The 13,724-nt window shown below is 70.7% G+C and carries 11 protein-coding genes; 4 read left to right on the forward strand and 7 right to left on the reverse strand.

Annotated elements, in window-relative coordinates:
- The first annotated feature begins 245 nt into the window (after positions 1 to 245).
- Entirely contained in the window at positions 246 to 794 is a 549-nt protein-coding gene (locus ACFYQA_RS21630) for a carboxymuconolactone decarboxylase family protein (RefSeq protein ID WP_388920114.1), read from the forward strand.
- A gap of 88 nt (positions 795 to 882) precedes the next feature.
- On the opposite strand, the gene ACFYQA_RS21635 is transcribed toward ACFYQA_RS21630, so the two are convergent.
- From ACFYQA_RS21635 to ACFYQA_RS21650, 4 genes are all read right to left on the reverse strand, one after another.
- On the reverse strand, positions 883 to 2,370 hold the full coding sequence (locus tag ACFYQA_RS21635; protein ID WP_388920117.1) for an AI-2E family transporter: 1,488 nt from the start codon (positions 2,368 to 2,370) through the stop codon (positions 883 to 885).
- Between the two features lie 144 nt (positions 2,371 to 2,514).
- A complete protein-coding gene (locus ACFYQA_RS21640) occupies positions 2,515 to 3,240 on the reverse strand; it encodes a transglycosylase SLT domain-containing protein (RefSeq protein WP_388920120.1) in 726 nt (241 codons plus the stop codon).
- A 492-nt stretch (positions 3,241 to 3,732) separates the two neighbouring features.
- Positions 3,733 to 5,058: a PhoH family protein gene (locus tag ACFYQA_RS21645; protein ID WP_388920123.1), complete on the reverse strand. Its 1,326-nt coding sequence runs from the start codon at positions 5,056 to 5,058 to the stop codon at positions 3,733 to 3,735.
- Between the two features lie 353 nt (positions 5,059 to 5,411).
- Entirely contained in the window at positions 5,412 to 6,185 is a 774-nt protein-coding gene (locus ACFYQA_RS21650) for an isoprenyl transferase (protein WP_332430347.1), read from the reverse strand.
- Between the two features lie 946 nt (positions 6,186 to 7,131).
- Between ACFYQA_RS21650 and ACFYQA_RS21655 the strand changes: the two genes are divergently transcribed.
- Entirely contained in the window at positions 7,132 to 8,412 is a 1,281-nt protein-coding gene (locus ACFYQA_RS21655) for a winged helix DNA-binding domain-containing protein (RefSeq protein ID WP_388920127.1), read from the forward strand.
- Positions 8,413 to 8,435: 23 nt separating this feature from the next.
- On the opposite strand, the gene ACFYQA_RS21660 is transcribed toward ACFYQA_RS21655, so the two are convergent.
- The 3 genes from ACFYQA_RS21660 to ACFYQA_RS21670 all read right to left on the reverse strand — a co-directional run bounded on the left by ACFYQA_RS21660 (position 8,436) and on the right by ACFYQA_RS21670 (position 11,604).
- A complete protein-coding gene (locus tag ACFYQA_RS21660; RefSeq protein ID WP_388920130.1) occupies positions 8,436 to 9,242 on the reverse strand; it encodes a class I SAM-dependent methyltransferase in 807 nt (268 codons plus the stop codon).
- 308 nt (positions 9,243 to 9,550) lie between these two features.
- Entirely contained in the window at positions 9,551 to 11,110 is a 1,560-nt protein-coding gene (locus ACFYQA_RS21665; RefSeq protein WP_388920133.1) for an alpha/beta hydrolase, read from the reverse strand.
- A 368-nt stretch (positions 11,111 to 11,478) separates the two neighbouring features.
- Positions 11,479 to 11,604: a hypothetical protein gene (locus ACFYQA_RS21670; protein ID WP_388920368.1), complete on the reverse strand. Its 126-nt coding sequence runs from the start codon at positions 11,602 to 11,604 to the stop codon at positions 11,479 to 11,481.
- A 102-nt stretch (positions 11,605 to 11,706) separates the two neighbouring features.
- Here ACFYQA_RS21670 and ACFYQA_RS21675 point away from each other — a divergent pair, with 102 nt between their 5' ends.
- Both ACFYQA_RS21675 and ACFYQA_RS21680 read left to right on the forward strand, forming a co-directional pair.
- Positions 11,707 to 13,251, forward strand: coding sequence for an alpha-1,2-mannosidase (locus ACFYQA_RS21675; protein WP_388920136.1), 1,545 nt, complete (start codon positions 11,707 to 11,709; stop codon positions 13,249 to 13,251).
- A 44-nt stretch (positions 13,252 to 13,295) separates the two neighbouring features.
- On the forward strand, positions 13,296 to 13,715 hold the full coding sequence (locus ACFYQA_RS21680; protein WP_388920138.1) for a DUF192 domain-containing protein: 420 nt from the start codon (positions 13,296 to 13,298) through the stop codon (positions 13,713 to 13,715).
- The last annotated feature ends 9 nt before the right edge of the window (positions 13,716 to 13,724 follow it).

Here is a 13,724-nt window from a genome sequence, read left to right on the forward strand (position 1 = left end):
GGGCGATGACCATGCGCTGGATCTGGTTCGTTCCCTCGACGATCTGCAGAACCTTGGGGGGGGGCGGGGGGGGGGGGGGGGGGGGGGGGGGGGGGGGGGCGGGGGGCCCCCCCCCCCGCCCCTGGCAGCATGGACCGCGTCCGGCCCGCGGGAGGCACGGAACGCACGGGACGCACGGAAAGCCCTTGTGATCCGGAAGCCCTGGTGGTCCGGGAACCTTCCCCGCCAAGAGGAGCGTCTCCCCCATGTCGTTCGAATCTCTCAAGTCCCGCCTCCCCGAGTACGCACGGGATCTGACGCTCAATCTGGACGCGGCCATCGGCAGCTCGGACCTGCCGGTCCAGCGGCTGTGGGGCACGGTGCTGTCGACGGCGATCGCCTCGCGCTCGGCCGTTGTGCTGCGCGAGCTGGCGCCGGAGGCGAGGGCGGTCCTGTCGCCCGAGGCGTACCGGGCGGCGAAGACCACCGCCTCGGTGATGGCGCTGAACAACGTCTTCTTCCGGACCCGCCACCTGCTGTCGGACAAGGAGTACGGCAACCTGCGCGCGGGCCTGCGGATGAACGTCCTCGGCGACCCGGGCGTCGACCGGGTCGACTTCGAGTTCTGGGCGTTCGCGGTCTCCGCCGTCAACGGCTGCGGACTGTGCCTCGACGCGCACGAATCGGTCCTGCGCAGGGCGGGCGTCGAGCGCGAGGTCGTCCAGGAGGCGTACAAGATCGCCGCGGTGATCGAGGCCGTCGCCGCCACCCTGGACGCGGAGGCGGTCCTCGCGGAGGCGGCCCTCGCGGAGTGACTCCCGAGCAGCCGAGCAGCTCACGAACAGCTCACGGGCGACTCCGCGCGCGCCGTTCCACCGGCGATCACCGCTCGCCCTTCGTTCTTCACTCCGCCGGCGGAACCGCCGGGACCACCGGAACCGCCGGGGCCGGCGGGACGTGGGGAACCGCCGCACCGGGCGGAGCCGGCGTCCCGGGGTGGGCCGTGGCCGCCGTCACCGCCGTGGCACCCCGCGGCTTCGGGGCGAAACGCGCGGCCGGCTCCTGGGCGTACGCGCGGAGATACACCACGACGGTGTTGGTCACCGCGACCAGCGGTACGGCGACCACCGCACCGCCGATGCCCGCCACCATGCCGCCGGTGGCGACTGCCAGCACCACCGCGAGCGGGTGGACGCGGACCGCGCGGCCGAGGATGAACGGCTGGAGGATGTGGCCCTCGATCTGCTGCACCGCCAGGACCACCGCCAGCGTCATGACCGCCGTGAACACGCCCTGGGTGACCAGCGCGACGACCACGGCCAGCGCCCCCGACGCCACCGCGCCGACGAGCGGGATGAAGGAGAACAGGAAGATGAAGACGGCGAGCGGCACCGCCATCGGCACATCCAGGAAGTAGATGCCGAGGCCGATGAAGACCGCGTCGATCAGTGCCACTATCACCGTGCCGCGCACATACGCCGTCAGCGTCCGCCACGCGGCCGGTCCGGCGCCGGCGACCCCCGGACGGGCGGCGGCGGGCACCAGCTTCAGCGTCCACTCCCAGATGCGCTTGCCGTCGTAGAGCAGGAACAGCGTCGAGAAGACCGCGAGCAGGATGCCGGTGAGCGCCTCGACGACGACCGTCACTCCCTCGAGTCCCGCCGAGGTGATCTGCTCGGTGTTGGCGCCGACCGCCTCGCGCAGGTTCTTGGCGATGTCGTTGATCTGGTGGTCGGTGACGTGGAAGGGGCTGTTGAGCAGCCAGATGCGCAGCTCGTCGATGCCGTCCTGGATCTGGTCGGAGAGGGTGTCGATGTTCTCCATGACCTGCCAGGTCACGAACCAGCCTATGAGGCCGATGACGACGAACCCGAACAGCGCGGTCAGTGCCGTGGCCGGTCCGCGCGGCAGTCCGATCTTCCGCAGCCGGGCCACCGTCGGCTGGAGCAGCGCCGTGATCAGCAGCGCGGAGGCGAAGGCCAGCACCACCAGCTGCACGGCGCCGATGACCCGCATGAGCACCCAGACCGTGCCCGCGAGCACCAGCAGGCGCCAGCCGGCCTCCGCGGCGACCCGTACTCCCCAGGGCACGGCCTGCGCGGGGTCGGGGCGGGAGGGGACCGCGGTGACCGTCGCGGGGGCGTGCGCGGCTGCGGGGGCGTGGCCGCCCGGCGGCACGGGCACCCGGTCGGCGGGCTCGGCGGAGGAAGTGGAAGCGGCGAAGTCGGAGGCATCGGGTGCGTCGGATGCGTCGGCCGATGCGGTCGTCATGCCGGACTCGGGGCCGTCCCGGCTCTCCCGTTCCATCGCGGCGCGGCGTTCCTCCAACCGCCTGCTCACCTCGGTCAGTCCGGCTCCGATCCGGTCGAGCCATCCTGGCACGTGCGACATGGTGCGTCCTTTTTCCCCGGTTCTCCTCATCACTCCCCTGCTTCCCCCGGGGGCGTCGATCAGACCGTACATGGCGAAAGCCCCCCACCGTAGGACGGTGCGGGGCTCTGCCGGGGTTGAGCGGGGCTGGTACCGAGCAGGGCTCTAGTACCAGTGGTTGGCCTGCCAGAACGACCAGGCGCCGCAGGGGCTGTCGTAGCGGTCGTTCATGTAGTTGAGGCCCCACTTGATCTGGGTGGCCGGGTTGGTCTGCCAGTCGGCACCGGCCGACGCCATCTTGCCTGCCGGCAGTGCCTGGACGAGACCGTAGGCGCCGGAGGAGGGGTTCACTGCCTGGTAGTTCCATGTGGACTCGTGGTCCACGATGTTGCTGAAGCACTGGAACTGGTCGGCCGGAATCATCTGCCGGGCCATCGCCTGGACCTCGGCGACGCTGTACGAGCTCTGGACCGCGAAGTCGGAGGCGGACGCGGAGGCCGTCTTGGAACGGCTGGCGGCCTTGTCGGCCTCCTCGCGCTCCTTGGCTTCCTTCTCCGCCTTGGCTTCCTTGGCCGCCTGCTCGGCGGCTTCCTTCTTCTTGGCGATCGCGGTTTCGGCGGCGGCCTTGCGGGCCGATTCCTCCGCGTCCTTCTTGGCACTCGTGTCCGCGGCGATGGCCATCGTTTCGGCCTGCTGCGTCAGGGAAGCGGTCTGCACCTCGACCTGCTGGCCCGCGGGGATGTCAGCGAGCAGCGTGGTGCCGGCTGCGGTCGCCTCAAAGTCATTGTTGGTCTGCGCGGTACTGCCCGACGCAACGCCGACGACGCTTCCTACAGCGGTGACCGCCGTGGCCGAAGCCACTGCGAATCCCCGGACCGAAATCCGGCTCACACGGTTTCCTTCCAGCATCGACCGCTTCGGTGACCCTCGCGGACGCAATCGTGTCCCCTGGCACTGGCCTCCCCAACTCGGGTCACGGGAGGTACGGGCCCGATGGGCAACTCCCTGACGGGAGCGCCGCGTGGTACTCGGGCGGCATACGACAACGCTATGCAGTTGATGCTGGTACTCATGTGGCGCCCTACCGCTGGGGGTAAGGCTGTGTCGTATGCGGGGCCTGACAGGAGTGAGACTCTGCCGTAATACGGAGCCGGGAGGCAATTCCCTCGCGGGTGTGAAAGCTCACATCCCGTTTGGTCCAGGCGATTACCGGAAAGCGGCACGCACGCCGACGCCGCCCGGCTAGGCTCTTCGCCTTTCCGGACGGCGCCAACTACCGGACGGGGCAGACGTCCCGGATCGCCCGGGCGTCCGGCCGTTTCGGACCGCCCGGACGCCCGGGGTCAACCAGACGCCCCGAATCGCCCGGACGTCCCGGATTGTTCAGATCTGCCCTTCCTCCAGCATTTCGGTCACAAGAGCGGCGATCCGGGACCTCTCGGACCGGTTCAGGGTCACGTGGGCGAAGAGCGGATGGCCCTTCAGTTTCTCGACGACGGCGACCACTCCGTCGTACCGGCCCACCCTGAGGTTGTCCCGCTGGGCGACATCGTGGGTCAGGACGACCCGCGAATTGGCGCCGATCCGGGACAGGACGGTCAGCAGGACGTTCCGTTCCAGCGACTGGGCCTCGTCCACGATCACGAACGCGTCGTGCAGCGAGCGGCCCCGGATGTGCGTGAGCGGCAGGACCTCCAGCATGCCGCGCGCGGTGACTTCCTCGATGACCTCGCGGCTGGTGACCGCCGACAGCGTGTCGAAGACGGCCTGCGCCCAGGGGCTCATCTTCTCGGCCTCGCTGCCGGGAAGATAGCCGAGCTCCTGCCCGCCCACCGCGTACAACGGCCGGAAGACCATCACCTTCCGGTGCTGACGGCGCTCGAGCACCGCCTCCAGGCCCGCGCACAGCGCCAGCGCCGACTTGCCGGTGCCGGCCCGGCCGCCGAGGGACAGGATTCCCACATCGGGGTCGAGCAGCAGGTCGAGCGCGATCCGCTGCTCGGCGCTCCGGCCCTTGATGCCGAATGCCTCCCGGTCACCGCGCACCAGACGGACGTTGCCCTCGGGGGTGACCCGGCCGAGCGCCCTGCCGCGCTCCGACTGGATGGTCAGCCCCGTGTGCACGGGCAGATCGGCCGCTTCGGGCACGTAGACGTGGCCCTCCTCGAAGAGGATGTCCACCTGCTCGCCGGGCAGGGTCAGCTCGGACATTCCGGTCCAGCCGGAGGCGTCCGTGAGGGCGAGCTCGGCGCGGTACTCCTCGGCGAGGAGTCCTACGGAGGACGCCTTGATCCTGAGCGGGAGATCCTTCGACACGACGGTGACGTCGAATCCCTCGGCCTGCAGATTGCGGGCGACCGCGAGGATGCGGGAGTCGTTGTCCCCCAGGCGATAGCCGCTGGGCAGCAGGCCGGGGTCCGAGTGGTTGAGCTCGACACGCAGGGTTCCGCCGAGGTCCCCGATCGGGAGGGGAGCATCGAGGCGGCCGTACCGCACCCGGAAGTCGTCGAGCAGGCGCAGCGCCTGCCGGGCGAAGTAGCCGAGTTCGGGATGGTGCCGCTTGGCCTCCAATTCCGTCACCACGACGACGGGAAGCACGACCTCGTGCTCGTCGAAGCGGCTCAGGGCGTTGGGATCGGCCAGCAGGACGCTGGTGTCGATGACATAGGTGCGCCGGTCGGGCTTATGGCGCTTTGTGCTGGTCACCACGGAAGGACGTACCCCCTCGGAAGAGGTCGGGGAGCGACGGAGCGGAGCTGGACCGGTTGACGGCGCCGATGCACGGGCCGAGAACCGGCCCCCCGCTGCTTCGTCCGTGCCGTGACCGCACGGTCGGGCTGGTGCAAAGGGCCTCCCGGGCGGACGGCCCCGGGCCGCCCGCTGAGATCCGACACCCGTGGTTCGGGTGTCGACCTGTCTGAGTTATGCCCTCGAACCATCGCGCCCATGCCCGAGCACCCGGCGGCGCCCGGATGAACTCCTCGTGACGTCCGTTCCTCCGAACGGCTCACCCGCCCCGTCCCGGCAGCGCTCGGCCGCCGAACGGTGCCGCGGCCGTGGCCTCAGCCGCCGTAACGCCGGTGGCGGGCCGCGTAGTCGCGCAGGGCTCGCAGGAAGTCGACCTTGCGGAAGGCCGGCCAGAAGACCTCGCAGAAGTAGTACTCCGAGTGCGCGGTCTGCCACAGCATGAATCCGGACAACCGCTGCTCGCCACTCGTTCGGATGACAAGGTCCGGGTCGGGCTGGGCGCGGGTGTAGAGATGACGTCCGATCATGTCGACGTCGACGGCCTCGGCGAGCTCCTCCATCGAGGTGCCCTTCTCGTGGGCGTCGAGAATCATGGAGCGCACCGCGTCGGCGATCTCCTGGCGACCGCCGTACCCGATGGCGACGTTGACCACTATGCCGTCGACCTGCGAGGTGGCCGCCTCGGCCTCCTTGAGGGTGGTCTGCATCCCGGCGGGCAACAGATCGGGGGTGCCGACGTGGTGCACCCGCCAGCGGCCGTCGGCCGCGAGGCTGCGCACGACGTCCTCGATGATGCCGAGCAGCGGGACGAGTTCGTCCTTCGGCCGGTCGAAGTTGTCCGTCGACAGCAGCCACAGGGTGACCACCTCGACATCCGTGTCGGAGCACCACCCGAGGAACTCACCGATCTTGTCCGCGCCGACCCGGTGGCCGTGGACGGTACTGGAACCCGAGGCCTTCGCCCAACGGCGGTTGCCATCCATGATGACGCCGATGTGCTTCGGCACCTGAGCGTGGTCCAGGCGGCCTCCCACCCGGCGCGTGTACAGCCTGACCAGCAGGCCGCGCAGCTTGTCGCGCAGGTTCACGTGATCGTCAGCCCCTCACGTACGGATCGGACAGGAGCGGCACCCGCCGCGGTCCACGCCATGCGGCCCGGTACTCCTCGGCCGCGTGCGGACCCTGTCTCCCTGTGGCAGTCCCCGGAGGCGAAGCCTACCCCTGCGGGGGCGGAGGGCCTGAACGTCGGGGTGGGGATGGTCCGGCGGCCCGTCCGGGCGCCCGGGCGGGCCGCCGGAGCGGGCACCCGGGCGAGGGCCTGCCCGTGGATCTGCTTGTGAGTCCGCCCGGATGGGTGCAGGGATGTCGCGCCGGAGGGGCGGACACAGGGGGCGATCGGACGGCCGAGCAGGGGCCCGCCCCGCCCGATGGACCCGTCTGGGGCCGGAACGGGGAGCCGCGGCCGGACCTCCGGACGCAGGCAAAGAAAAAACGGGCCGGTCCGTGGGGGGGGATACGGACCGGCCCGAGGGGGGGAGTCCCACCATAACCCTTCGTGAGTGATGCTGCGTACATTGGCGTGCCACAACTACTCTCCGGAATCGCCCGGCAACGCCCCGAGGGCCACGGAAGTGCACATTCCGGGCGTTCCGGTGGCCGAAATACAGCAGTTCCTCCTGGAAGAAACCGCCAATAGCGGGTCATCCTGCCCTGGGTCATCCGACGCGCCCTCAACGGAACCCCGCCACGACCACCCTTCCGGCCGCCCCTCCGACGGGTGACCCGGCGAGGAACGCCCACTTGACCCGCCGACGACGCGACGGCCGGGTGACGGCACGACACCTCGGGCGCCGCGCGGTCCCCTCCACTGCGCGACGCCGTCCGCACAGCTTTGCTCGGGCGAATAACTGCGGCTTGAACGGAGCCCGGCAGCCGACTGAAAAGCGAGCCATGCCCGGAAGTGACCCCCGAGCACGGGCCGGGCCCGCCGGTTGCGGACGGTACCTGTCCTCAATCACCTCTACCGTCGAAGACATGACGAGGCCGAGATCAGGGACAGGAACAGGCGCAGGGCCGGGGCAGGGCGCAGGGACTGAGACGGCGCCCGAGACGACCCTCACATGGGCCGAGGCGAGTGCGCGGCGGTTCGAGCGGCAGTTCCTGACCTCTCCCGCGCCGCGGAGCACGCCGATCGCGGAGGTGGTGTCCACGATGCTCGGCGCGCACGCCCAGGTGCTGTCGGCGGCCGAGGTATCGGTGGGGCTGCGCAGGTCCGGCGCAACACGGGCGGACGTACGGTCCGCGCTGTGGGAGGACCGCTCACTGGTGAAGACGTTCGGCCCCCGCGGGACGGTCCACCTCCTCCCCACCCACGAACTGCCACTGTGGTGCGCCGCACTGAGCGCGGTACCGACAGGACCGAGCGCTTCCGCACCCGGCGCCCGACTCACCGAGGAGCAGGCGCGGCAGGTCGTGGCGGCGATCGGGGACGCGCTGGACGGCACCTGCCTGACGATGGACGAACTGAGCGAGGAGGTCGTCGCCCGCACCGGCCCCTGGGCGGGCGACCTGGTGATGCCCGCGTTCCAGGGCATGTGGCCGCGCTGGCGACAGGTGCTGCACCGGGCGGGCTGGGCGGGCACGCTGAGCTTCGGCCCCGACCGCGGCCGCAAGGTCACGTACACCCGCCCGCCGGCCGTCGACACCGTGGCACTCCCTGACGCCGACGCGGCACTGAGCACCCTCGTGCGCCGCTACCTGCACGCCTACGGCCCGGCGACCCCGCAGCACTTCGCCAAGTGGCTGGCGGCGCCGGCGGGTTGGGCGGCGAAGGTCTTCCGGGGCCTGGCGGCCGGGGGCGCGATCGAAAAGGTCCTGTTCGAGGGCAGTGCCGACTGGTGGGTGACGGCGGGCGACACGGCCTTCCCGCAGGGCCGGAGCCGGGAGCAGGGCCGGAGCCGGGAGCAGGACCAGCCCTTCTCCCCGGCCCGGGGCGTACGCCTCCTGCCCTACTTCGACGCGTACCTCATCGCCGTCCAGCCGCGCGAGCGCCTCTTCCCGGGAAAGGCGTACGAACGCGCGCTGGCGGGTGGGCAGGCCGGCAACTACCCGGTGCTGCTCGTCGACGGTGTGGCGGCGGGCGTATGGCACCAGCGCCGCAGCGGCCGCCGTACGACGATCACGGTGGAGCCGTTGAAGCCGCTGACGGGGCGGCAGCGGAGGGAGCTGGCGGAACAGGCGGAGCGGGTGGGGGAAGTACTGGAAGCGAAGCCGGAGTTGGTCGTGGGCAAGGTGACCGTCGGCGCGCACGCGTAGGCGCCGCACCGGCTCGAGGGTGGTCAGGGTTTGCGTACGTCGAAGAGGTGGCGGCTGCTGTGTGCGACGAACGCGCCCTCGGTCTCGATCCGTTCGTGCAGCTCGCGCAGTCGGGGCAGATACGCCTCGACGGTGAAGTCCGGAACCATCCAGATCACCTTGCGCAGGAAGTGCACGACGGCGGCGATGTCGTAGAACTCCATGCGCAGTCGTTCGGCCCGCAGGTCGACGATCTCCAGCCCGGCGGCCTCGGCGTCCAGGCGTTCGCGTTCGGGATGCCGGGCATCGCTCTGCTCGTCCGGCTGCGGCCCGAGGAAGTGCTCGACGAGTTCGTAGGCGCTGCGGGGTCCGACGTGCTGAGCGAAGTAACCGCCGCCGGGCCGCAGCACCCGCGCGATCTCCCGCCAGTGGGCCTTCACCGGATGCCGGCTGACGACGAGATCGAAGACCCCGTCGGCGAAGGGCAACGGCCCGTCCGCGGAGGCGACGACGAAGCCGCCCCGCTCCCGGAGGAGCCCGGCGGCCTTGACGACGTTGGGCGCCCACCCCTCGGTGGCGACGACAATCGCGGGCCGACGGCTCTCGGGGGCGGCACGCCCGGCTTCGTCGAGAGCGAAGCTCAGCACCTCCCCTCCCCCGGTCTGCACATCGAGCACAGCCCCGGCCGCCCGGCCCGACCGCCGGCCCGGCTGCCCGCCCAACCGCCCGGCCATGGCCCTCGCGTACCCCCACGAGGGCCGAGCCTCGATGGCCCGCCCGGCGAACCAGGAGAAGTCCCACCCCTCGGTGGGAACGGCCACGCCTTCGGCCAGCAGCTCGTCAAAGGACAAGGAGGATGAGGAGAGGGAGGGTAAGGAGGATGAGGAGGAAGGGGAGAATGAGGAACGGCCCGAGCGACGTCCGTACGGCATCCCTCGATCCTCACAGAAGCCGACCGAACCCGCTCCAGGATTTCCCCGGGGCAGGCAGTCGCGGTCCACAGTCCACGGCCCGCGGTCCACCACCTGCCTTACGACACCGCTGTCCAGCGATGCGTAACGACACCAGAGAGATCAGTGACGACTCGCCGGGTGCATCCGGCCGAACCCATCGCCACACGTCCCACTGGGAACGGACCCGTGACGCAGGCCCGCACAGCTCAGCCGGCCGTCCCGCCGCCGCCGGTGGCGATGCCGCCGGTCGGCCTGGATACGGAGAAGGGGGGCGTGTCCGGGCGGCACGTTGTTCCGGCCGGTGGGAGGGTGCCGTCGACGAAGTAGCGGCCGGTGTACGTGTTGATGCAGCTGCTGGGGTTGAGGAGTGCGGTGTGCCCGTACCCGTTGTGGGTGAGCAGGCGGGCGTTGGCCAGTTGCTTGGCCATGGCCTGCGCGTTCGTGTAGGGGGTGGAGGGGTCGTAGGTGGTGCCGACCACCAGGACGGGGTGTGCCGTCGGCTTGTTCCACGGGCCGACGTAGCGGTCGGCGGCGACCGCGGGCCAGGTCGAACACCCCTCGACGGCCCAGGTCCAGAAGCGTCCGGTGTCGCCCGCACGGGCGGCGGCGGCCTCCTCCAGGCCGTGGTACACGTTCGGGTCACGCGGATTGGGGCTGTCGCCGCACAGGACCGCAGCGCCCTGTTCCTCACCCAGGTACGGATTCGGATGCGGGACCGCGGGTGCGGGCGGGAACGGGGACGGCTCCGCGACGCGGCCCTGCCACAGGTCCTGCAGCCTGCCGGCGAGGTCCGTCCATCCGGGGTGGACGATGTAGAGGCTGTTCACCACGTCGGCGACCGTGCCGGCATAAGTCCAGGCGCCCACAGGATGCTTGCGGAGCTTCTGCATCAGCTGGTCGAACTTGTCCCGGGTCGCTTCCGGGCTGCCGGCGGAGAAGGCGCAGTGGGCGGTGGTGGTGGATCCGCACAGGGTGAGGAACTGGTCCAGGGTCGCTGCCGCGGTGCGGTCCGAGCCCATGCGCAGGAAGGTCGTGAGCCGGGGGTCGTCGTCGGATGCGTGGTTCGTCCATGCCTCGGGGTCGATGTTGCTGTCGAGGACCATGGCGCGGACCTTGTCGGGGAAGAGGTTGGCGTAGGTGGCGCCGAGGATCGTGCCGTAGGAGATCCCTTGGTAGGTGAGCTGTGACTCTCCCACCGCCCGGCGGAGCTGGTCGAGGTCCCGGGCGGTGTCGGTGGTCGACACGTGGCGCAGGAGTTCGGGGTCGCGCTGCTCACAACGCCGGGCCAGATCCTTGTACGCGGCGATGAAGGCCGCCCGCTCCTTTTCTCCCACCGGGAAGCCCGCCGCTTTGCTCGCGCTCCAGTCTGCGGCTTCCTCGGGGCTCGCGAAGCAGTTCACCGCGGTGCTGCTGCCGATCCCGCGGGGGTCCCAGCTGATGATGTCGAACCGCTCCCGCACCTCGCGCGGGAAGCGCTCGTAGTTCTGTGGCATCTGCACCGTTCCGGGCCCGCCGGGGCCGCCCGGGTTGAAGAAGAGGGTGCCGATGCGCCGATCCGGGTCGGTGGCCTTCCGTTTGACGACCGCCAGCTCGATGGCCCGCCCACCCGGGTTGTCGTAGTCCAGCGGCACCTTCGCGGTCGCGCAGTCGAACTCGCTGCCCTGAACGCAGGGGCTCCAGTCCAACCGCGGGGCGGGCACGGAGGACGGGGGTTCACCGCCGGCCGCCGCGAGGTCCTGCCCGGTCAGTGCCGTCGAGCAGGTCACCAGCGCTGCGATGACCGCTGCATGACGTCGGCGGCCCGCTCTGAACCCGCGTATAGGAGGCATAGGCGTACTCCGTCCCTCTCGCTCTTCGTCGCTGAGCGCCCGAGGGCCTGCCAATGCCTGGTCCTCGGCACGCGTCCGTGTCAACGACACAGCGATCCGGCAGCGCACGCGAGGCAGTACGGCCGAACGAGCGAATTGCCGCGGCCCGGGGACAGGCGTGGTGATGACCGGCGTCACCGGCCGGGCGGCGATGGAGCGCAGGCGGCAAGGTGTCTGGTGCTTGGCCTGTCCAGCGGGGTGAACAGGGACGTCCGGGCCGGCAGGTCGGGCGCGGATCTGCGCGGCAGCGAGGAAAAGCACGCGAGTCAGCGGTTGACGGCCTGGATCTCCTGCACGACGACGTCCTGCGTGGCGCCGAAGGTGCCGTCGGGAAGGACGCCGCCCGCACCCCCGATGCTCCAGGCGTCGCCGTCGAGCGAAGGCGTTGTCACAGGGTGGCACTAGGTTCACTGCTCATGAGGTCGGCCGTGGCGCGCTCGTTGCCATCGCGCGCTGCATCTCACTTTGTTGACGCCTCATCAGGAGTTGTTGTCATGAGTATGGAAGCCACCTTCGCGGACTTCTCCGTCCACCCGGCCCGGCTGGCCAACGCCGAGGTCCGGCACGAGGACGGCCGGTTCGCCGGGTCCCATCTGGCGCTCGGCGCGGGTGGGTCCGTGACCTTGGAGTTCGAGGTGGAGGATCCGGCGGACATTCCTCAGGCGACGCTCACCATGACCGCCCTCGTCTCCAAGCTCGGCTCCGAGCCGGGTTACGCCCCCGTCGACGTCCTGCTCCAGGGGGAGGCGCTGGCCGAGGGACTCACCGTGCCCGGCGGCGGCGACCTCCCGCAGGACAACGTCTTCGCGGTGCCCGGACATCTACTCAAGGCCGGTACCAACACCCTGGAGATACGCTCCTCCGCCAAGGCCCGCAGCATGTTCTGGCTCTACCGGATCACGCTGGACCCCGTCGGCGAGCGCGGCCGCTCCGAGCGTGCGCGGACCGCACAGGCCGCTCAGGACTCGGTCTTCACGTACCGGACCGAGCGACGCCCCGCCCACGGCTCCTCGTCCCGCCCCTGGCAGGCGGCTCCCCGGCTGCTGTTCCACATCGACCGGGACGAGCGCTCACTGCCCGCGCAGCTCGGCTGGCAGGACGACGACGGGACCGAGACGGCCATCAGCTTCCAGTCCAACATGTCGGACTTCCACGGCGTCCACCGCGCCGCCGACGGTACGGCGTACGAGTACCGGGGCCGTCTCACCGGCAGGTGGCCGTACGCGGAGGGCATGCCGAACGCCCCGATCTCCGGCTCGCACCACCTGCACCGCTTCCGCACCGAGGAGGGCTGGGGCGGCGGCTGGCACCGTTCCCACGACCTGCAAATCCTGGTCGACGACGGCGGCCCCGCCCCCGTCGAGCGGGTGACCTGGCGCGACCAGCGTGGCAACTCCGGCGTGGCCGTGCTGCACACGCTGTCGAACGAGGTCGAGACCACCGGCGTCGAGACGAGCGACGAGTTCGAGGAAGCGGGAGAGGTCGCGGCGAACCTCATCGACGAGTCCCGGGACAAGTGGCTGGCCGGCGACGACGTCGCGCTGCTCGACTTCACCCTCGCCCGTCCCGCCGCCATCACCTCGTACACCCTGACGTCCGCGAACGACTGCGCCGAGCGCGACCCTCGCGACTGGACCCTCCTCGGCTCCCACGACGGCAATGCCTGGACGCCCCTGGACGTACGGATCGGCGAGCGGTTCACCGACCGCTTCGAGACGAGGGAGTTCTTCCTGCGCCCCCACGCCGACATGCCCGCCTTCCGCCACTACCGCCTCGACATCACCCGCAACTCCGGCGGCAACGAGACCCAGCTCACCGGGGTCCGCTTCATCGAAGCCCCCACCGGCAAGGGGTTCACCGGCTACTACCAGCGCTACAACGAGGGCCCCATCGGCTACCGGGGTACGCCCGTCCCCTCCGCACCCGCCGCCGGCCTCCCGGCGCCCCGCCTCGCCTCGGACCTGGACGCCGCCGTGGCGAGCCTGACCGAGACCGCCCAGACCCTGGCCGCCCTTGCGGCCCGCCTCCGCAACAACTGACCATAGAGGGAAGGAACAGAAGGGGCGGGGTGGAGGTGGTGACGGTGGCATGGCGGGACGGGCGCGGGGAGCTGGTCGTGCCGGGTGACGAGGGGCGACCGGACGTGCGCGTACCCCTGGAGATCGCCGCCTCCTACCGCGCCCGTACCAAGGGGCTGTTAGGACGGACATCGCTCGACGGCGCGCTGCTCCTCTCCCCCGCCAACAGCATCCACACCTTCCGTATGCGCATGCCCATCGACGTCGCCTATCTCGACCGGCGTCTCCGCGTCATCGCCGTACGCACCATGCCACCGGGGCGGCTCGGACTGCCGAGGGTACGGGCGCGGCATGTCGTCGAGTCCGAGGCCGGGGCGATGGCGGGATGGGGGCTGCGGAGCGGAGTGCGGGTGACCGTGGTGACGAACCCTTCCGACCCCGACCCCGATACCGGGCGGGCGACGCCCACCACGCCGCACGCCTAGCGGCTGTCC

Origin of the sequence: Streptomyces sp. NPDC005774, assembly GCF_042871645.1 — a bacterium.
Classification (GTDB): domain Bacteria; phylum Actinomycetota; class Actinomycetes; order Streptomycetales; family Streptomycetaceae; genus Streptomyces; species Streptomyces pratens.

What these genes read in the sequence shown, in the direction of transcription:
- ACFYQA_RS21630 (WP_388920114.1), top strand. Translation starts at nt 246, where the DNA reads ATGTCGTTCGAATCTCTCAAGTCCCGCCTCCCCGAGTACGCACGGGAT.
- ACFYQA_RS21635 (WP_388920117.1), bottom strand. Translation starts at nt 2,370, where the DNA reads ATGTCGCACGTGCCAGGATGGCTCGACCGGATCGGAGCCGGACTGACC.
- ACFYQA_RS21655 (WP_388920127.1), top strand. Translation starts at nt 7,132, where the DNA reads ATGACGAGGCCGAGATCAGGGACAGGAACAGGCGCAGGGCCGGGGCAG.
- ACFYQA_RS21675 (WP_388920136.1), top strand. Translation starts at nt 11,707, where the DNA reads ATGAGTATGGAAGCCACCTTCGCGGACTTCTCCGTCCACCCGGCCCGG.